Here is a 21,248-nt window from a genome sequence, read left to right on the forward strand (position 1 = left end):
AACCGGCAAGGCTCACCGGTCTGGGCGGTGGTTGTTCACTCCTCGGGCGCGAGCAGCGCGCCGGAGGCGGCGTCGCGCACCGTGATCGCGGACATCGGGCACATGTCGGCGGCGTCGATGACCGCCTCGTCGGGTGCGCTCTCCGAGGCCAGGACGGACGCTTTGCCGGCCCGGATCTCAATCTGACGGGGCGCCGCGCCGGCACAGACCCCGGTGCCGATGCAGGCCTCCCGGTCGACGGTCACCGTCCAACGGGTGTCCACCACGGTCACCAGGCCACCAGCAGCCGGCTCGGGCCCCGGACCAGCAGGCCGGACTTCCACGACACGCCCTCGTCGCCGTCGGCCAGGCTCAGGTCGGGGAAGCGGTCCAGGACGGTGTGCAGGGCCACCTGCAACTCCATCCGGGCCAGTTGCGCGCCGAGACAGTGGTGCGGGCCGTGTCCGAAGGCGACGTGCGGGTTCTGCTCACGCGTGAAGTCGAAGGTCTCCGGGTTCTCGAAGACCTCCGGGTCGCGGTTGGCGCCCGGCAGGGAGACGAGCACCGGCTCGCCGGCGCGCACGGTGATCCCGCTGAGCGTCACATCCTCCACCGCGTAGCGGGGGAACATGGCGGCCGGGTTGAGCGGGATCATCCGCAGCAGCTCCTCCACGGCTGCCGGCACCAGGCTCCGGTCGGCACGCAGCTGCGCCATCAGCTCCGGGTGGGTGAGCAGCGCGTAGACGAAGTTCGGGATGTGCGTGGAGACCGTCTCGACGCCGGTGAGCAGCAGACCGACCCCGGCGATGGAGAGCAGCTCCTGCTCGGTCAGTCGGTCGCCCTCGTCGCGGGCCTTGACCAGCGCCCCGAGAAGGTCGTCGGTGGGCTCCTCACGGCGCTGAGCGACCAGCTTGCCCATGTAGCCGAACAGTTGCTCGGCGTAGACCATCAGCTGCTCACTGGTACTGGTCAGCCCCTCGGTCCAGATCCGGAACTGGGCGCGGTCCTCGAACGGCACACCGAGCAGCTCACAGATCACGGTGACCGGGTACGGCAGAGCGAACAGCTCGACCAGATCGCCCGGGGAGCCCTTGGCTATCATCTCGTCGACGTACTCGTTGGCGATCCGCTGCGCGTCGGCGCGGATCGCGTTGACCCGGCGGGCGGTCAGCGCCTTGCCGGCCAGCTTGCGCAGCCGGGTGTGGTCCGGCGGGTCGAGGCCGATGATGCCCTCGTACGTCATCTCCTCACGGGTACGGGGCTGGTCCTTGCCCTGCGCCGCGGCCCGGCTGAACCTCGGGTCCGTCAGCACGGTCTTGACATCTTCGTACCGGGTGGCCAGCCAGGACACCTCGCCGTACGGCAATTGCACCCGGGCCAGCGGCTCGGTGCTACGCAGCAGCCCGTAGGTCGGGTCGATGCCGATTCCGGGCGACTCGCAGAACGGATACTTGCGGATCTCCTGATCGATCGTCACGGGGCACTCCCTCGGGTCGCACCGGGCGCACGGATCGGGCGCTGGCGTCGATGTCAGCTTCGGCCGTTCGGTGCGGTACGGCATGTCCGGACGACACGCCGGGCACCAGCCGGACCAGGCGAGGAATACGTAATCAGGAAAGGAAATGTGGCTACACCCCCGCGCCGCCCCTACCTTCCCCCTACCACGATGGGTAAGGGCGGTTCTGGGGTGCCGCTAGGGGTCCGGGTGGGCGGGTCGCCACTAGCCTCGGGTTCAGACAACGCGCTGCTGACCGTCGAGCGGTTCTCGCCGACGCGCACCGGTGATTGAGTCACGCCACGTCGGTGGGCGCAACCCCCATGGAGGATGGCTGATGTCCCTGCTCGTTTCCACGACCTCCGATCCGGGGCGGTTCCGCTCCTTCGGGCCGCACCATATCGACGAACTGGGCGCCCGCTATGGATTGTCGGCCGACAATGTGCGCGCGATCCGCACCATTTCCCGGGTGCTGCCGTTCCGGGTCAACGAATACGTCCTGTCGCACCTGATCGACTGGGACCGCATTCCGGACGACCCAATCTTCCGATTGGTGTTCCCACAGCGTGGCATGCTCGCCGCCGCCGACGAACGACTCCTCGGTGACCTACTGGGCGCCGGCGACCGCACGGGGCTGCGCGTGGAGGTGGCCCGGATCCGGGCCGGGCTCAACCCGCACCCGTCCGGGCAGCAGCAGCACAACGTGCCGCACCTGGATGGTCACGAGCTGCCCGGCATGCAGCACAAGTACCGGGAGACGGTGCTGTACTTCCCCCAGCAGGGGCAGACGTGCCACGCCTACTGCACCTACTGCTTCCGCTGGGCGCAGTTCGTCGGCGACGCCGATCTGCGGTTCGCCGCGCCGGGCCCGGAGCAGCTGGTGACGTATCTGCACCGGCACCCGGCGGTGACCGACGTGCTGGTCACCGGCGGCGACCCGATGATCATGTCGACGGAGCGGCTGCGCAGCCACGTGGAACCGCTGCTACGGGTGGACACGGTGCGCACCGTCCGCTTCGGCACCAAGGCGGTGGCCTACTGGCCGTACCGGTTCGTCTCCGACAGCGACGCCGACGACCTGCTGCGGCTGTTCGCACAGGTGGTCGCCGCCGGCCGCAACGTCGCGGTGATGGCGCACTTCAGCCACCCGCGTGAGCTGGCCACCGAGATCGCCACGCGGGCCATCGCCCGGATCCGGTCGACCGGGGCGGTGGTCTACTGCCAGGCCCCGCTGATCCGCTACGTCAACGACGACCCCCATGCCTGGAGCGACATGTGGCGGGCCGAGCTGGCTCTCGGCGCGGTGCCCTACTACATGTTCGTCGAGCGGGATACCGGGCCTCGGGACTACTTCCAGGTGCCGCTCACCCGCGCCGCCGACATCTTCCGTACCGCCTATCAGGACCTGCCCGGCCTGGCCCGGACCGTGCGGGGGCCGGTCATGTCGGCGACCCCCGGCAAAGTCCTGGTCGACGGCGTCGAGCGGACCCCGCACGGCGAGTTCTTCCAACTCCGGTTGATCCAGGCCCGCGACCGCCGGCTGGTCGGCCGGCCGTTCCGGGCCCGGTGGTCGGCGGACGCGGCGTGGTTGAGCGACCTACAGATCGACCCGGCCGCCCCAGCGGACATCCTCGCCGCGGTCAGCCCCAGCGCGGCCCGCCCCGGCGCGGCCGTCACCGCCTGAACACGACCGACCCGAAGGGAGCTGGCGATGGCCGGCCGCAGGATCTCGCCCAATCTCGCACTCGACCAGCTGGTCGCGCAGCGGATCGCCAGGGGCGAGTCCATCGTGCACCTCGGTTTCGGCGAGTCCCGCCTGCCGGTCTTTCCGCCGCTGGTGCGACAGCTGACCGAGGCCGCAGACCGCAACGCGTACGGGCCGGTGGTCGGCGACCCGGCCACCCGGGACGCCGTGGCCGGCTACTTCTCCCGACGCCGCCTGCCCACGGAAGCCAACCAGGTGATCGTCGCGCCGGGCAGTAAACCGCTGCTGATGGCCCTGCAACTGGTCGTCGGCGGTGGCACCCTGGTCGCTCTGCCCAGCTGGGTCACCTACGCCCCGCAGGCCCGGCTGGCCGGCAAGAAGGTGTGGGGGGTGCCGATCCCGAGGTCCTGTGGCGGAGTGCCCGACCCGGCAGCGCTGCGGGAGACGGTCCGCGACGCCCGGGGGCTCGGCCAGGACCCCCGAATCCTCGTGCTCACCTCGCCGGACAATCCGACGGGCACCCACGCCCCGGACGAGGTGGTCCGGGACCTGTGCGCGATCGCCGAGGAGGAGGACCTACTGATCGTCTCGGACGAGATCTACCGAGACATCCTGCACGAGCCGGGGGCGGACCTGCTCAGTCCGGCGGAGGTCGCGCCCCGGCGGACGGTGGTGATCACCGGGCTGAGCAAAAACCTGGCGCTCGGCGGCTGGCGGATCGGGGCGGCCCGGTTCCCGGCCGGCGGGTGGGGCGAGCGGATCCGCGCGGACGTCGCCGCGGTGGCCAGCGAGATCTGGTCCACCCTGGCCGGCCCGATGCAGTCGGTGGCCCGGTACGCCTTCGCCGAGCCGCCGGAGATCCGCGAGCGGCTGACGGCGGACGTCGCACTGCACGGCACCGTGGCCGGCGCCGTGCACCAGATCATGGTGGATGCGGGCGCGACCTGCCGGCAGCCGACCGGCGCGTTCTACGTCTACCCGGACTTCGCACCGCTCCGGGGCCCGCTGGCGGAGCAGGGCGTCACCGACGGCGCGACACTGCAGCGCCACCTGCTGGAGGAACTGGGGGTCGCGGTGCTCTCCGGCCACCACTTCGGCGACCAACCCGACGCGCTGCGCTTCCGCGCCGCGACCAGCATGCTCTACGGCGCCACCCCGCAGCAGCAGCGGCAGACCCAGGACGCCGCCGACCCGCTCACCGTGCCGCACGTCGCCGACGCGCTGGCCCACATCGAGCGGGCCCTCGCCAAGCTCCCCCGATGACAAGGACGCCAGAGATGACCAGCGCCATCGTCTTCCCCGGGATGGGTCCGTGCGAGTTCACCGACGTCGCGAGGTTCATGCTCGTCGACCGGGACGCCCGCGACCTGCTCGCCACCGCGAGCGACGCCCTGGACTACGACCTGTTCGCCCGGTACCGGGACAGCGACAGCGACTACTCCGAGTACGCCCAGGTGGCCTTCCTGGTCAACTGTGTGGCGTTGGCCCGCTGGGCGGAGCGGGTGATGGACCTGCGGCCGGGCCTGGTCGCCGGGCCCAGCTTCGGCGGCAAGGCCGCCGCCGTGTACAGCGGCGCGCTGGACTTCGCCGAGGCGGTACGGATGACCGCGCAACTGTCCCGGATCGAGACGGAGTACTTCGCGACGGAACAGCGGGGCGTGGTGACGATGTCCTTCGTCCGTACCCCGCAGGATCGACTGCGGGACATCCTGGGCGAGTTGGACGAGGCCGGTGAGTGGTACGAGATCTCCTGCTACGTGGACACCGACTTCTGGATGGTGACGCTGCACGAGGGGCGCACCGACTGGTTGGCGCAGCGGCTGCGCGCCGGCGGTGGGCTGCCGCTGTACGTCATGGATCCGCCACTGCACGCCACCGCGTTCCAGCCGCTGCGCGACCGGGTGGAGGCGGAACTGTTCGGGTCGTTGCACTTCACCGACCCGCAGATCCCGGTCGTCGCCGACCAGGACGGCACGGTGCGGGACACCGCCGACGGGGTGCGGGCCATGCTGCTCGACGGCATCGTCACACCGGTGCGCTGGCCGGAGGTGGTTGGCACGTTCCAACGACGGGGCGTGGAGACGGTGCACGTCTGCGGACCTGATCGGTTGTGGGGCCGGGTGGGGGCGACCGTCCGCAACTTCCAGACCACCATCGTGGACCCTCGGCGGGCGATGTCACCGATCCGCCGCACCGTGGCCGTGTGACGGCCGGTCGAGCACGGAGGACGAGGATGACCCAGCACACCGACCACGCCCTGCACGGGCGCTTCCTGCAGGGGCTGGCCGCCGCGCCCCGGGCCACCGCCCTGCACCTGCCGTCCGGCCCGGTCAGCTACGAGGAACTGCACGCCACCGCGCTGCGCTGGGCGGGGTCACTGGCTGCCGGCCCGGACGGGCCGCCCCGGGTGGTCGGCATCCTGGCCGGCAAGACCCTGGAGTCGTACGCGGGACTGCTCGCCACCCTGTATGTCGGTGCGACCGCCGTACCGCTGCACCCGGAGTTCCCGGCGACGCGCACCGCACGGATGCTCACCGCATGCGGAGTGTCCACCCTGCTACTCGACGACGCCGGTCTGGCGGTGCGGGGCGAGTTGGGCGATGCGCTCTCCGGCCTGCCGGTACTGGCACCGGTGGTGGACCCGGGCGGCAGGGATGCCGGTCTCCGGCTCCCGGTGGCCTCGGCAACGCCGCTGGCCGAGCCCCTCCCGGCCGACCCCGACGATGTGGCCTACGTGCTGTTCACCTCCGGTTCGACGGGGCACCCCAAGGGGGTGCCGATCACTCACGGCAACCTGCGGCACTACTTCTCGGTGCTCGACGGCCGGTGCGACTTCGGGCCGGACGACCGCTTCTCCCAGTCGTTCGACCTCAACTTCGACTGCGCCATGTTCGACCTCTTCTGCGCCTGGGGTGCGGGGGCGAGCGTGCACCCGGTGCCCCCGGCGGCGTACCTGGACGTCCCGGCGTTCGTGGCCGAGCGGGGCCTGACGGTGTGGTTCTCCACACCCAATGCGATCACTCTGGTTCGGCGGACCGGACGGCTGGTTCCGGCGGCGATGCCGTCGCTGCGGTGGAGCTTCTTCGCCGGGGAGGCGCTGCACGCCGCCGACGCGGTGGACTGGCAGGCGGCGGCGCCCGGGTCGACCCTGGAGAACATCTACGGCCCGACCGAGCTGACCGTCACCATCACCGGGCATCGCTGGGCGCCGCAGACCTCGCCGGGGCTCTGCGTCAACGGCCTCGTCCCGATCGGGTCCCTGCACGACGGGCACGACGGGGTGCTGCTCGACGCGGACGGCGCGGCCGACGAGGTGGAGGGTGAACTCGTGATCACCGGCCCGCAGCTGACCCCCGGCTACCTCGATCCGGCCGACGACGAGGGCCGGTTCCTGATCCGGGACGGCCGGCGCTGGTACCGCACCGGAGACCGGGTGCGGCGGCTGGAGAACAAGGAGTTGATCTACCTGGGTCGGCTGGATGCCCAGGTGCAGGTGCACGGCTGGCGGGTCGAGCTGGCCGAGATCGAGCACGCGTTGCGGGGCTGCCCCGGGATCGAGGACGCGGTCACCGTCGCTCGGTCCGGCGCCGGCGGCACCGAGCTGGTGGTCTTCTACACCGGTGAGCCGACCGCACCGGCGCAGTTGGCCCGACAGCTGCGGCAGACCCTGCCGAAGGGCATGTTGCCCCGCTCGTACCGGCACGTGCCGGAGTTCCCGCTGAACTCCAACCGGAAGGTCGACCGGGCCCGGCTGGCGCGTGAGGCCGCCGTGACCTGACCGTCCCTCCCCCGAGCCGGTCCCCAGGGTTGACAGGGTCGGCCGGGGGGCCGGCGAGCGGTGGTTCAGCCCTGCGCGGGCTCTCCGGCGCGGCGGGCAAGGGCCCGCCGGTCGATCTTGCCGTTGGCGTTGACCGGCAGCTCGTCGAGAACCCGCACCTGCTGCGGCACCATGTAGTCGGGCAACGCCTCCAGGCAGAACGCGCCGAGCTCCATCTCCTCAACGCCGTCGACACCCGCGTCGAGCACCACGAAGGTGGCCAGCACCGGATCCTTGCCCGCCTGGGACAGCATCAGCGCGGCGGCACCGGCGATGCCCGGGAACTCCCGGACCCGGCGCTCCACCTCGCCCAGTTCGACCCGGTTGCCCCGTACCTTGACCAGCGAGTCAGCCCGGCCGGTGAAGTACAGCTCGCCGCCCTCCCCCCGGTAGGCCAGGTCGCCGGTGCGGAAGACCACCTGCCCGGCGGCCGGGTTGAGCGGGTCGGGCACCAGCGCGGCGGCGGTCGCCTGCGGGTCGTTCCAGTAGCCGTTGAACAGGGCGGCGCTGCGCAGGTGGATCTGGCCGACCACACCCGGCTCGTCGACCGGCCGGCCGTCCTCGTCGATCAGCAGCATCTCCGCACCGGGGTGGGCGTGGCCAATGGAGATCCGGTCCGCGTCCTCGGGCAACGGGTTCGGCACGTCGGTGAAGGAGGCGGCGATGGACTCGCTGCTGCCGAAGCAGTTGACCACCCGGGCTCGGGGCAGGGCCCGTTGCAGTTGGCGCAGTTCGGGCAGCGGGAAGTTCTCGCCGGAGTAGAGCACACCGCGGATCTGTTCGCCGAGCGCGGCCAGCCCGGCCTGCTCGTGCCGCAGCACGCCCCGCCAGATCGACGGGACGCCGTTGACCTGGGTGGTTCCCGAGTCGGTGAGGAACTGCACGAAGCGGCGCGGCCAGCGCAGCAGCGACCGGGGCACCGGCACGACGGCCGCGCCGCTGCCCAGGGCCAGGCCGATGTCGAGCAGGGAGAAGTCGAACTGAAGGGGGGAGGTGGTGGCGACCCGGTCCTCGGCGGAGACGATGCCGTGCCGGAGCATGCCCCGGAAGAAGGCGAGTACGCCCCGGTGGCTCATCACCACGCCCTTGGGCCGGCCGGTGGTGCCGGACGTGAAGATCATGTAGGCGGGATCGGTGGGGACCAGCTCCCGGCGGTGCCGGGATCGGGGTGCTGGAGCCCGCTCGACCTGGATGCCGTCGGTGCCGAAGCGGCCGGTGCCCAGCGGCGTGGGCACCGCCTCCCGGCGTCCGTCGACGGTCTGCAGGTGCAGCGCCGCCTCGGTGCTCTCGGCGATCAGCGCGAGGCGCTGCGCCGGTGTCTCCGGGCTGACCGGGACGACGGTGAGCCCCAGCGAGGAGCAGGCCAGGAAGGTGGCGATGGCGGTTGCGGAGGTGTCCGACTCCAGGACTACCCGGTCGCCTATGTCCAGTCCCAACTCGTCGAGGGTGGCGGCGTAGCCGTCGACCCGCTGGGCGAGCTGACGGTACGACAGGGAGCCCGTCTCGCCGCCGACGGCCTGGATGACGGCCGGTTTGTCAGGCGTCAACCGGGCGCCCGCCAACAGGAACTCGTGCAGCGTCTCCACGGAGGCGTGCGTGCGCGCGAAAATCTCTCGACTCATGGCCGGAGCGTATCGGCGACCATAAGCGCGTCCCACCCACATCAACACCCCTAACGACCCCTAACGTCGACCCTCCGCGGGCGCGAGATTGTCGGGTCGTCAATGCCCGGCGGCGTTGCTAGCTTTTCCTCACCCTGCACCGGAAGGAAGTCACCGACATGTGGGATCAACGGTTCGAGAGCATCCTGCGCCAGCACCTGCCCTTCCTCGACCCGGAGGAGCCGCTGCTGGACGGCACCAGCCTGCATGACTCGGGTCTGGACTCCCTTGCCATGGTCGAGCTGCTGGCGACACTCGAAAGTGAGTACAACGTACGTTTCGTCGACGACGCGATGTCACTGGAGACATTCGCCACCCCGCAGACGCTGTGGAGCGCGATACGCGACATGCTCGGTGCTTCCGTGTGAGGCCCGGCGCGCGAACGGGCCCGTGACCATTTCGGTCGCGGGCCCTTTTCGGCAGCTCAGCCGGTCGCACTAACCTGCCGGCCCGACGAGCTACGGGTTCGGCTCGGAGGCTACGCGTTCTCGCTGTCGACGTCAGCGTGTGGCTGCGCGCCCAGACCCAGTTCAGAGCCGGTCGAGAAACTCGGTGAGGATTTCGGTGAACCGCTCCGGGGTCTCCAGGTGAGGCAGGTGACTGGCCCCATCGACGATCTCCCAGCGAGCACCGGGGACGAGATCGTGGAAGGGGCGCACGGCGGCCGGGGTGACCTCGTCGTGCTCGCCGCTGATGACCAGGGTGGGCGCGTCGATCTGCGGCAGACGGTCGACCAGCGAGTAGTCGCGCAGGGTCCCGGTCACGCAGAACTCGCTCGGCCCGTTCATGGAGTGGTAGACGGTCGGATCACCGTTGATCTCCATGAAGGTGGCCATCAGCTCCGGCGGCAACGGCTTACGCCGGCACACGTGCCGCTGGTAGAAGACCATCATCGCGGCCACGTAGGCGGGGCTGTCGGTGGTGCCGGCGGCCTCGTGTCGACGCAGTGTCGCGTCCACGCCGGGGGGCAACGCGGCCCGCAGCACGTCCAGCTCGGACAGCCACAGCGGGTACGACGCGGGCGCGTTGGCGATCACCAGGCCGCGCAGCCCGGCGGGTCGGTCCACCGCGTGGGCCGCCGCCAGGACCCCACCCCAGGACTGCCCGAGCAGGACGTACTCGTCGGTGACGCCGAGCCGGCGCAGGAGGTTGTCCAGCTCGGCCAGGAACAGCTCCACCGTCCAAAAGTCGGCGCCACGGTCCCGCAGATGGGTGGAGCCGCCGTTACCGAGCTGGTCGTAGTGCACCACCGGGCGACCGGAGTGGCTCAGCTCGGCCAGGCTGAGCAGGTAGTCGTGGGTGCTGCCCGGGCCGCCGTGCAGCACGACGAGCGGCGGCTGACCCTCGTGCAGCCGGCCCGTCACGCGGTACCACGTTCGATGGTCGCCGAACTCCACGATGCCCTTGTCGGTCGGTGCCAGTGTCATGGCGTCCACTCCAGTTGTCGTCACTGCGAGATCCAGTCCCGGACCACGCTGGCCGTCGCACCGACCTGCCCCTCCATCATGGTGAAGTGGTTGCCGGGAACCTCCCGGAGCGTGTGTGGGGTTTCCCAGGTGGCCCGCCACCCGTCGTCGTCGCCGGCCACGATGGACTCCTGCGGCCGGACGAAGAGCACCGGCGTACCGATCGAGTCGATCGGGCAGCTCTCCAGCAACCGGATGTAGCGACCCATCGCCGACAGCCGGGCGCTGCTGAACTCGCCGAAGGTGGCCTCCCGGTCCAGCAACGAGTCGAGCATGTGGGTAAAGAAGGTCGCTGTGGTGCTGCCGGTGGTCAGGTACGTGTCCAGCAGCACCACCCCGGTCGGGCCGTGACCCTGCCGCTCCAGCTCACCGGCGGTGGCGTGGGCGAACAGCCCGCCCGAGGAGTAGCCGACGATGACGTACGGCCCCTGCTCGGCGATCGGGCGGACCATCTCGGCGAATACCCGCACCGCCGCGTCGGACGAGGCGGGCAGGCTCTCGTCGCGGCCGAAGCCCGGCACCGGCAGGGTCCACACGTCGCGGGTGCCACCGAACTCGGCGGTGAACCGGGCGTACTGCTGATCGCCGCCGAGCGCCATCGGCGAGGGAAGGCAGACGATCGCCGGCCCCTGGTCGCCACGGGCGAGTCGGCGAGGGGCAGGGATCTCCGGCAGGTCGGGCGGCCCGTCGAAGGTGGGCCGGATGTCGGCGACCGCGTGCAGCAGGGACAGGCCCTGCTGCACCCGGCCACCCTTGACCGCGCTACGGAACAACGCGCTCATGGTGTCGGCGGCGTCGGTCGGGCCGGTGTCCTCCTCGGCCGGCGGGGCAGCCAACTCGGTGCGTAGCAGCGCGGCGAGTTCGGCGATGCTGCCGTGGTCGAAGACCACGCCGGTGTCCAGCCGCAGCCCCGTGACCTCGTTGAGGGCGTTGCGCAGCTCCATCGCGGTGAGCGAGTCGAAGCCGAGTTCGACGAAGCGCAGCGCCGGGTCGACGTCGTCGGGTCGGGTGTGGCCGAGCACCGTCGCGGCCCGCGTCCGGACCAGGTCACGCAGCAGCGCCCCTTGGCCGTCGGCGTCGAGCCCGGCGAGGGTACGCCGCAGCGCCGCCGGGTCAGGCCGGGTCGGGCCGGACGCACTCCGCCGGGCCGGGCTGACGAGCGCGCGGAGGATCGGCGGTACCTCTCCCGCCGCCGGGGCACGCAGGTCAGCCTTGACCGGCACGAGCACCGCGTCGGTACGGGACAAGGCCGCGTCGAGCAGGTCCAGCCCCTCCTCGCTGGACATCGACAGCACCCCGCCCCGGGACATCCGGGCCCGGTCGGTGCCGCCGAGGTTGTCGGCCATGCCGCCGCCGGCCCACGGCCCCCAGGCGAGGGACTGGGCGGGAAGCCCGGCCGCCCGACGGGCGTTCGCGAGCGCGTCGAGGAAGGCGTTCGCCGCCGCGTAGTTGCCCTGGCCTGGCCCGCCGAGCACGCCGGCCGCCGAGGAGAAGAGCACGAACGCGGTGAGGTCTGCGTCGCGGGTCAGCTCGTGCAGGTGGGTGGCGGCGTCGACCTTGGGACGGAGCACCGCGTCGAGGCGTTCCCGGGTCAGCGAGGGGATGGTTCCGTCGTCGAGCAGCCCGGCGGCGTGCACCACCCCGGTCAGCGGGTGGTCGGCGGACACCCCGGCGAGCAGCGCGGCGACCGCGTCCCGGTCGGCCAGGTCGCACGCGGCGACGGTGACCTCGGCACCGCGCGCGGTGAGGTCGGCGCGCAGCGCGGCCATGCCGTCCGCGTCGGGCCCGCGCCGGCTGGCCAGCAGCAGGTGCCGCACCCCGTGTGTCTCGACCAGGTGCCGGGCGACGAACCGGCCGAGGGTGCCACCGGCGCCGGTGAGCAGGACGGTGCCGTCGGCGGTGAGGGTGCTGCCGGAGGTGCCGTCGGGGTCGCCGGCGGTCACCAGCCGGGCGGCGTGAGCGACGCCCTCGCGGAGGACCAGTTGCGGTTCGCCGCCGGCCAGCACGGCCGGAAGGGCCAGTGCCGACTCGTCGTGGTCGTCGAGGTCGACCAGAACGATCCGGCCCGGGTTCTCCGACTGGGCGGAGCGGGCGAGCCCCCAGGCCGCCGCGGCGGCCGGCTCGGTGACCGTCGTGCCCTGCGCGCCGTGGGTGAGGATCATCAGTCGGGACGACGCCAGCCGCTCGTCGACGAGCCACGTCTGTAGCAGGGCGAGGAGGTGCCCGGTGGTCTGCCGGGCACCGGCCGCGAGGTCATGGCAGTCGGGTTGGACGCTGGCGACCAGCACGTCCGGTGCGGCGGCGCCCGCGTCCAGGGCGGCGGTGAGGGCGTCGAGGCCGGGGTGGGCCTCGGCGGCCAGCCCGACCGTGTCGAGCGCGGCGGCCACCTTGAACTCGTCGGCACCGATGAGCGCCCAGCGGCCGGTTGCCCGGGTGGTGGGCAGCGGAACCGGGGTCCAGTCGACCCGATACAGGTGCTCCTGCCGGGCGCCGCGAGCGGCGACGAGCTGACTGGCGTCGATCTCCCTCAGCACCAGGGAATCAACCCGGGCGACGGTTGCGCCGGACTCGTCGGCCAGGGTGAGGGCGACCTGCTCGGGCCCGGTGGGAGTGACGGTAACCCGGAGAGCGACGGCGCCGGTGGCGTGGACGGTCACCCCGGTCCAGGAGAACGGGACGGCGGACGTGCCCTCGCCCCGGCTGAGGCCGATGGCGTGCAGGGCCGCGTCGAACAGGCCCGGGTGCAGGTGGAACCGGTCGGCGTCGGTCGTGTCGGCGGGAAGCGCGACCTCGGCGTACACCTCGTCGCCATGTCGCCAGGCGGCCCGCAGGCCCTGGAAGACCGGGCCGTAGACGAGGCCGACATCGGCCATTCGCTCGTACAGTCCGTCGAGGTCGACGGGGGTGGCGGCGGCCGGTGGCCACGGGGCCGGTGGGTCGGCGGTCGGGGTCGGCGGGGCCGGAGCGACCAGTCCGCTGGCGTGCCGGGTCCACGGCTCGTCCTGGTGCCGGGAGTAGACGGTGACCGGCCGCGCGCCGTCGGCGCCGGGCGCACCGACGGCGACCTGCACCTGTATCCCGCCATCGTCGGGTACGACCAGCGGGGCCTGGAGGACGAGTTCGGCCAACCGGTCGCAGCCGACCTGGGCACCGGCGTGGACGGCGAGTTCGACCAGGCCGGTGCCGGGCAGCACGACCGTCTCGCCGAGCGCGTGGTCGGCCAGCCACGGGTGGGTGCGCCGGGACAGGCGGCCAGTGGCGATAAGCCCGTCGGTGTCGGGGAGAGTGGTGACGGCTGACAGCAGCGGGTGTTCGGCGTCGAGCAGGCCGGCAGCGGTGACGTTGTCGGCTCCGGTGTCGTGCAGCCAGTAGTGCTGGTGTTGGAAGGCATACGTCGGCAAATCAACCTGCCGCCCACCCGGATGCACCACAGCCCAATCCAGATCAACACCAGCAGCCCACACCCGCCCCATCCCCGCCGCAAACGCCCGCACCTGATCACCACCACGCCGCTGCAACCCCACCACCACCGCCGCCTCCGGCACACACTCCGCCACCAACCCCGTCAACACACTGTCCGGACCAACCTCCACAAACCGCGTCACCCCACGCTCCACCAACGTCGCCACCGCATCCGCAAACCGCACCGTCCCCCGCACCTGCCCCTGCCAATACCCCACCGACCCCAACACCTCATCCGTCACCACCTCACCCGTAACCGTCGACACCACCGCCACACCCCCCACACGCCCCCGCACCCCACCCACAACCCGCCCAAAATCCGCCACCATCGGATCCATCAACCGCGAATGAAACGCATGCGACACCCGCAACCGCCGCGTCCACACCCCCAACGACCCCTCCAACCCCGCAATCTCCTCCTCCGTCCCCGACACCACCACCGACCGAGGACCATTCACCGCCGCCACATCCACACCACCAAGCTCCAACTCCCCCACCGACCCACCCACCGCCAACATCGCCCCACCCGGCAACCCCTCCATCAACCCACCCCGAGCCGCCACCACCCGACACGCATCCTCCAACGACCACACCCCAGACACATACGCCGCCACCAACTCACCAACCGAATGACCCACCACAAAATCCGGCACCAAACCCCACGACTCCGCCAACCGAAACAACGCCACCTCCACCGCAAACAACGCCGGCTGCGCCCACCCCGTCCGATCAAGAACACCACCACCATCAACAAACATCACCTCCCGCAAATCACCCCCCAACAACGGCCCAAACACCCCACACACCTCCGCCAACGCCCCCGCAAACACCGGAAACGCCCCCGCCAACTCCCGACCCATCCCCACCCACTGCGCACCCTGACCCGAAAACAAAACAGCAGTACGACCCGAACTCACCCGCCCCGACACACCACCACCAGCAGCCACCACCTCCAAACCAGCAGAAAGCTCCGACACCTCCCGACCCACCGCCACACCCCGAAACTCCAACCCCGCCCGACCCACACCCAACGACAACCCCACATCCACCGCACGCACACCAACCCCACCACAAAACCCCGCCACACGACCCGCCTGACCAGCAAGCCCCTCCAACGAACGCCCCGACACAGGCCACAACACCACCGGCGGATCCACCACCTCCACCAACCCCACCGACTCCTCGTCACCAACCAACGGAGCCTGCTCCAACACCACATGAGCATTGGTCCCACTGATACCAAACGACGACACCCCAGCCCGACGCGGCCGATCCACCGCCGGCCACTCGACCGGATCGATAGCCAGGCGCACATCACCGGCGCTCCAGTCCACGTGCGGCGTGGGCTCATCCACATGCAACGTGCGCGGCACCATCCCGTGCTCCATCGCCATCACCATCTTGATCACACCAGCCACACCCGCCGCCGCCTGCGTGTGCCCAATATTCGACTTCACCGAACCCAACCACAACGGCCGATCCCGATCCCGCCCATACGTCGCCACAATCGCCTGCGCCTCAATCGGATCACCCAACGTCGTACCCGTACCATGCGCCTCCACCACATCAACCTCAGCCGCCGACACCCCCGCATTACCCAACGCCTGCCGAATCACCCGCTGCTGCGCCGGCCCATTCGGAGCCGTCAAACCATTCGACGCACCATCCTGATTCACCGCCGAACCCCGCACCACCCCATACACCCGATGACCATTCCGGCGAGCATCCGACAACCGCTCCAACACCAACACACCAACACCCTCAGACCAACCCGTCCCATCAGCACCCGCCGCAAACGGCTTACACCGACCATCGGGCGCCAACCCCCGCTGCCGCGAAAACTCCACAAACGTCTCCGGCGTCGCCATCACCGTCACCCCACCAGCCAACGCCAAATCACACTCCCCCGACCGCAACGCCTGACCCGCCAAATGCATCGCCACCAACGACGACGAACACGCCGTATCAACCGACACCGCCGGGCCCTCCAACCCAAACGTGTACGAGATACGACCAGAAACAACACTGCCAGCACTGTGCCCCGACACGTAGTCGTGATACATCACACCAGCAAACACACCGGTAGCCGAACCCCGCACCGAAGCAGGATCAATACCAGCCCGCTCGAACGCCTCCCACGACACCTCCAACAATTGACGCTGCTGCGGGTCCATCAACACGGCCTCACGAGGTGAAATACCGAAAAAGACCGGATCGAACTCGCCCGCACCCGGCAGGAAGCCCCCCTCGGCGGCATAGCTGGTGTCGGGACGGCTGCCCGACGGGTCATAGAGGCGGTCGAGATCCCAACCCCGATCGACAGGAAAACCATCGATGGCATCGACACCCTCAGCGACCAGCCGCCACAAGTCCTCCGGCGACGAAACACCACCGGGATACCGGCAGGCCATCCCCACGATCGCCACCGGCTCGTCGATACCGGCCGTGGTGGTGACGGTCTGCCGGATCTGCGGTACGTCGAGAGCACCGGTCAGGTCGCGGTGCAGGAGTTCGGTAAGGGCGAGCGGTGTCGGGTAGTCGAAGATCAGGGTGGCGGGCAGCCGCAGGCCGGCGGCCGTGGAGAGCGCGTTGCGCAGCTCGACCGCGGTGAGGGAGTCGAAGCCGAGGCTCTGGAAGGTCCGCTCCGCCTCGACCGCGTCCGGCCCGGAGAGGCCGAGCACGGCGGCGACGTGGGTGTTGACCAGGTGCCGGACGGCGTCGGTCCGCTCGTTCTCCGGTAGGGCGGCCAGCCAGTCGCTCTGCGGCCGGTCGGCGGTCGCGGCGGTGGCGACGGCGCGCCGGGTCGGGCCGGTCAGACCGCGCAGCACCGGCGGCAGGTGGTCGCCGAGGGTACGCAGGGCCGTCACGTCGAGCCGGGCCGGAATGAGCGTGGCCTGCTCGCCGGCGACGGCGGCGTCGAGCAGGGCGAGCCCCTCCTCGGTCGTCAGCGGCAGTACCCCGCCGCGCGCCATCCGCTCGCGGTCCACATCAGACAGTTTCTCGGTCATCGCCGAGCCCTGACCCCACAGCCCCCACGCCAACGACACACCAGGCAAACCCGCCCGACGACGCGTCACGGCCAACGCGTCCAGGAAAGCGTTAGCCGCCGCGTAGTTACCCTGCCCCGGCGCGCCCAACACGCCAGACATCGAGGAGAACAACACGAACGCCGACAACTCCCGGTCCCGGGTCAACTCGTCCAACAACCACGCCGCGTCCACCTTCGGACGCAACACCCCCGACACCCGAGCCGCCGACAACGACGACACCACACCGTCATCCAGCACACCCGCCGTGTGCACCACCGCCGACAGATCCGACGCACCCGCCAGAACAGCAGCCAGCTGCACACGGTCAGCCACGTCACAAGCGGCCAGCTCGACCCGCGCGCCAGCCGCCGACAGCTCCGCCACCAGATCCGCCGCACCCGAGGCAGCCATACCGCTACGCGACAACAACAGCAAACGCCGCACCCCATGCGCCGCCACCAAATGCCGAGCCACCACCGACCCCAACGCACCCGTCGCACCGGTAACCAACACCACACCCGTACCGAAAAGCGAAGCATCCACGCTAGACGACGCAACAGCCTGACGGACAAGCCGAGGAACCGAAACCACCCCACCACGGACCCGTACCTGCGGTTCACCCGCGGCCAACGCGAGCGAGAGCACGTCAGAAAGCTGATCAGTGTCAGCGTCAACAAGAAGGAAGCGGTCCGGATTCTCCGCCTGCGCCGAACGCAGCAGACCCCACACCGCCGCACCCGCCAGATCGGTCACATCATCACCGACCGCACCCCGGGTGAGCACCGCCAGCCGGTGGGTGTTCGGGCCGGCCAGCCACTCCTGCACCAGGCCGAGCACGCGATTCACCTCGTCGTGCACCGCTTGCGGTCCGGCGACGTCCGCGCCGAGTCCGGCGGTCAGCACCAGCAGTGCGGCGGCGGTCGCTCCGTCCCGGGCGAGCGGGTCGGCGCTGGGCACTGCCTGGGCGGTGCCGGTGGGGGCGAGTTCCGGCCGGGCGGCCGAGTGGTAGGCCCAGTCGGGGTCGGTCACCACCGTGGGCGTACCGATCTCCTGCCAGGCGAGGTCGAACAGCGCATCTGCGATGGCGCCGGCCCGGTGTGCCTGGACGGGCCGCAGGACCAGCGAGTCGACCGTGGCGACGGGTGCGCCGACCCCGTCGGCGACCGCCACCCGGACCCCGGAGCCGACCGGGGTGAGCCGGATCCGTACACCCGCCGCGCCGGTGGCGTGCAGGGTGATGCCCGACCAGGCGAACGGCAGCCCGCGGAAGGTGTCACCGTCGGCGAGGCCGAGGGCGTGCAGGCCGGCGTCGAGCACCGCGGGGTGCAGGCCGAAACCGTCGGCCTCCACGTCCTCGGGAAGGCTCACCTCGGCGTAGAACTCGTCGTCGCGTCGCCACACCCGGCGCAGCCCCTGGAAGACCGGGCCGTAGACCAGGCCACCGGTGGCGAGGTGGTGGTAAAGGTCGTCGGTGGTTACCGGTTCGGCGCCAGTGGGCGGCCATTCGGTAAGGACGGTTCCGGTGCTACGGCGGCCGGTGGTGAGCAGGCCGCTGGCGTGCCGGGTCCACCGGGCGTCGGTGTCGGCGCTGCGGGCGTACACCTGGATGGAGCGGGCCTGGCCGGCGTCGGCGGCGCCGACGACGACCTGGAGTTGGACGGCGCCGCGTTCGGGCAGCACCAGCGGGGTCTCAATGGTCAACTCATCGACGGTTTCGGCGCCGACCTGGGCACCGGCGTGCAGGGCGAGCTCGACGTAGCCGGTGCCGGGGAAGACCACCGCGCCGTCGACGACGTGGTCGGCGAGCCAGGGGTGCCGGTCGAGGGAGAGCCGGCCGGTGAGGACAGCGCTGTCGGCGTTGGCGAGGGTGACCGCCGCGCCGAGCAGCGGGTGGTCGGCGGAGTCCAGGCCCATCGCGGTGGCATCGCCCGGGTCGGCCGGAGCGTCGATCCAGTAGTGCTGGTGTTGGAAGGCATACGTCGGCAAATCAACCTGCCGCCCACCCGGATGCACCGCAGCCCAATCCAGATCAACACCAGCAGCCCACACCCGCCCCATCCCCGCCGCAAACGCCCGCACCTGATCACCACCACGCCGCTGCAACCCCACCACCACCGCCGCCTCCGGCACACACTCCGCCACCAACCCCGTCAACACACTGTCCGGACCAACCTCCACAAACCGCGTCACCCCACGCTCCACCAACGTCGCCACCGCATCCGCAAACCGCACCGTCCCCCGCACCTGCCCCTGCCAATACCCCACCGACCCCAACACCTCATCCGTCACCACCTCACCCGTAACCGTCGACACCACCGCCACACCCCCCACACGCCCCCGCACCCCACCCACAACCCGCCCAAAATCCGCCACCATCGGATCCATCAACCGCGAATGAAACGCATGCGACACCCGCAACCGCCGCGTCCACACCCCCAACGACCCCTCCAACCCCGCAATCTCCTCCTCCGTCCCCGACACCACCACCGACCGAGGACCATTCACCGCCGCCACATCCACACCACCAAGCTCCAACTCCCCCACCGACCCACCCACCGCCAACATCGCCCCACCCGGCAACCCCTCCATCAACCCACCCCGAGCCGCCACCACCCGACACGCATCCTCCAACGACCACACCCCAGACACATACGCCGCCACCAACTCACCAACCGAATGACCCACCACAAAATCCGGCACCAAACCCCACGACTCCGCCAACCGAAACAACGCCACCTCCACCGCAAACAACGCCGGCTGCGCCCACCCCGTCCGATCAAGAACACCACCACCATCAACAAACATCACCTCCCGCAAATCACCCCCCAACAACGGCCCAAACACCCCACACACCTCCGCCAACGCCCCCGCAAACACCGGAAACGCCCCCGCCAACTCCCGACCCATCCCCACCCACTGCGCACCCTGACCCGAAAACAAAACAGCAGTACGACCCGAACTCACCCGCCCCGACACACCACCACCAGCAGCCACCACCTCCAAACCAGCAGAAAGCTCCGACACCTCCCGACCCACCGCCACACCCCGAAACTCCAACCCCGCCCGACCCACACCCAACGACAACCCCACATCCACCGCACGCACACCAACCCCACCACAAAACCCCGCCACACGACCCGCCTGACCAGCAAGCCCCTCCAACGAACGCCCCGACACAGGCCACAACACCACCGGCGGATCCACCACCTCCACCAACCCCACCGACTCCTCGTCACCAACCAACGGAGCCTGCTCCAGGATCACGTGCCCGTTGGTGCCGCTCACACCGAACGACGACACCCCGCCCCGGCGCGGTTGGCCGTGGTCCGGCCACTGCCGCGCCTCGGTGAGCAGGTGCACCGCGCCGGCCGACCAGTCGACGTGCGAGGAGGGTTCCGAGACGTGCAGGCTCTTGGGCAGCACGCCGTTGCGCAGCGCCATCACCATCTTGATCACGCCGCTGACGGCGGCGGCGGCCTGGGCGTGGCCGATGTTGGACTTCACCGAGCCCAACCAGAGGGGCCGGTCCGCCGGCCGGTCGTGGCCATACGTGGCGATCAGCGCCTCCGCCTCGATCGGGTCGCCGAGGGTGGTGCCGGTACCGTGCGCCTCGATCAGGTCGACGTCGGTCGAGGCGAGCCCGGCGTTGGCGAGGGCTTGACGAATGACTCGCTGCTGGGCCACCCCGTTCGGAGCGGTCAGGCCGTTGGACGCGCCGTCCTGGTTGATCGCCGAACCGCGGATGACGGCGAGCACCGGGTGGCCGTTGCGCTGGGCGTCGGAGAGGCGTTCCAGCAGCAGCATGCCGACTCCCTCACCCCAGCCGGTACCATCGGCGTCATCGGAGAAGGGCTTGCAGCGGCCGTCGGAGGCCAGGCCACGCTGCCGGCTGAAGGCGACGAACGCGCCAGGGGTCGACATGACGGTGACGCCGCCGGCCAGCGCCAGGCCGCACTCCCGCTGACGCAGCGCGTGCGCGGCCAGGTGCAGGGCGACCAGCGACGACGAGCACGCGGTGTTGACGGTGACGGCTGGCCCCTCCAGCCCGAGGCTGTACGCAACCCGCCCGGAGATGACCGCACCGGCGCTGCCGGTGCTCATGTACGCCTCGACGGGTTCGGGCAGCACCGTGAGCCGGTCCCAGTAGTCCTGGCCGCCGCAGCCGACGAAGACGCCGACAGGGCCGCCGCGTAGCGAGTCGGGGTTGATGCCGGCCCGCTCACACGCCTCCCAACTCGACTCCAGCACCAGCCGCTGCTGCGGGTCCATGGCCAATGCCTCGCGGGGCGAGATGCCGAAGAACTCGGCGTCGAACTTGGCGGCGTCGTGGACGAAGCCGCCCTGCCGGACGTAGCTGCTGCCGGCGGCGTCCGGGTCGGCGTCGTAGAGAGCTGCGGTGTCCCAGCCCCGGTCGGTCGGGAAGTCACCGATGGCGTCGACGCCGTCGGCGACCAGCCGCCACAGATCCTCGGGCGAACTGACCCCGCCCGGGTAGCGGCAGGCCATCCCGATGATCGCGATCGGGTCCTGCTCCTGCGACTCGACCTCGCGCAGCCGTTCCCGGGTGCGGTGCAGATCGGCAGTAACCCGCTTCAGATAGTCGAGGAGCTTCTCTTCGTTCGCCATCTGAACCT

10 protein-coding genes are annotated in these 21,248 nt (G+C 70.6%); 5 read left to right on the plus strand and 5 right to left on the minus strand.

The annotated features are described in order from the left end of the window. Positions 1-35: 35 nt before the first annotated feature. Both STROP_RS13905 and STROP_RS13910 read right to left on the minus strand, forming a co-directional pair. Positions 36-272, minus strand: a complete 237-nt coding sequence (locus tag STROP_RS13905) for a ferredoxin (RefSeq protein WP_018831861.1) — start codon at positions 270-272, stop codon at positions 36-38. Then, positions 269-1,456, minus strand: a complete 1,188-nt coding sequence (locus STROP_RS13910) for a cytochrome P450 (protein ID WP_012013993.1) — start codon at positions 1,454-1,456, stop codon at positions 269-271. Before STROP_RS13910 ends, STROP_RS13905 begins: the two co-directional genes overlap by 4 nt. Positions 1,457-1,811: 355 nt before the next feature. On the opposite strand from STROP_RS13910, the gene STROP_RS13915 reads away from it, so the two are divergent. From STROP_RS13915 to STROP_RS13930, 4 genes are read left to right on the plus strand one after another with little or no spacing between them, the layout of a single operon-like run. Continuing rightward, the gene (locus STROP_RS13915) at positions 1,812-3,158 is read left to right on the plus strand and encodes a KamA family radical SAM protein (protein WP_012013994.1); all 1,347 of its coding nucleotides are present in this window, start codon (positions 1,812-1,814) and stop codon (positions 3,156-3,158) included. Positions 3,159-3,185: 27 nt separating this feature from the next. Continuing rightward, on the plus strand, positions 3,186-4,442 hold the full coding sequence (locus tag STROP_RS13920; protein ID WP_012013995.1) for a pyridoxal phosphate-dependent aminotransferase: 1,257 nt from the start codon (positions 3,186-3,188) through the stop codon (positions 4,440-4,442). 14 nt (positions 4,443-4,456) lie between these two features. Then, positions 4,457-5,386 (plus strand): ACP S-malonyltransferase, encoded by a 930-nt coding sequence (locus STROP_RS13925; protein ID WP_026275505.1) that lies wholly within the window; start codon positions 4,457-4,459, stop codon positions 5,384-5,386. A 26-nt stretch (positions 5,387-5,412) separates the two neighbouring features. Continuing rightward, on the plus strand, positions 5,413-6,957 hold the full coding sequence (locus STROP_RS13930) for an AMP-binding protein (protein WP_012013997.1): 1,545 nt from the start codon (positions 5,413-5,415) through the stop codon (positions 6,955-6,957). Between the two features lie 65 nt (positions 6,958-7,022). Here the strand turns inward: STROP_RS13930 and STROP_RS13935 are convergent, their stop codons facing one another. Beyond that, positions 7,023-8,618 (minus strand): AMP-binding protein, encoded by a 1,596-nt coding sequence (locus STROP_RS13935; RefSeq protein ID WP_043535386.1) that lies wholly within the window; start codon positions 8,616-8,618, stop codon positions 7,023-7,025. 158 nt (positions 8,619-8,776) lie between these two features. Between STROP_RS13935 and STROP_RS13940 the strand changes: the two genes are divergently transcribed. Beyond that, on the plus strand, positions 8,777-9,025 hold the full coding sequence (locus tag STROP_RS13940) for an acyl carrier protein (RefSeq protein ID WP_012013999.1): 249 nt from the start codon (positions 8,777-8,779) through the stop codon (positions 9,023-9,025). A 162-nt stretch (positions 9,026-9,187) separates the two neighbouring features. Here the strand turns inward: STROP_RS13940 and STROP_RS13945 are convergent, their stop codons facing one another. Together STROP_RS13945 and STROP_RS13950 are read right to left on the minus strand one after the other, a co-directional pair. Further along, complete coding sequence (locus STROP_RS13945) at positions 9,188-10,093, minus strand: proline iminopeptidase-family hydrolase (RefSeq protein ID WP_028568359.1); 906 nt, start codon at positions 10,091-10,093, stop codon at positions 9,188-9,190. Between the two features lie 11 nt (positions 10,094-10,104). After that, complete coding sequence (locus tag STROP_RS13950; protein WP_012014001.1) at positions 10,105-21,240, minus strand: type I polyketide synthase; 11,136 nt, start codon at positions 21,238-21,240, stop codon at positions 10,105-10,107. Positions 21,241-21,248 lie beyond the last annotated feature (8 nt).

It is taken from the genome of Salinispora tropica CNB-440 (assembly GCF_000016425.1).
Taxonomy (GTDB): domain Bacteria; phylum Actinomycetota; class Actinomycetes; order Mycobacteriales; family Micromonosporaceae; genus Micromonospora; species Micromonospora tropica.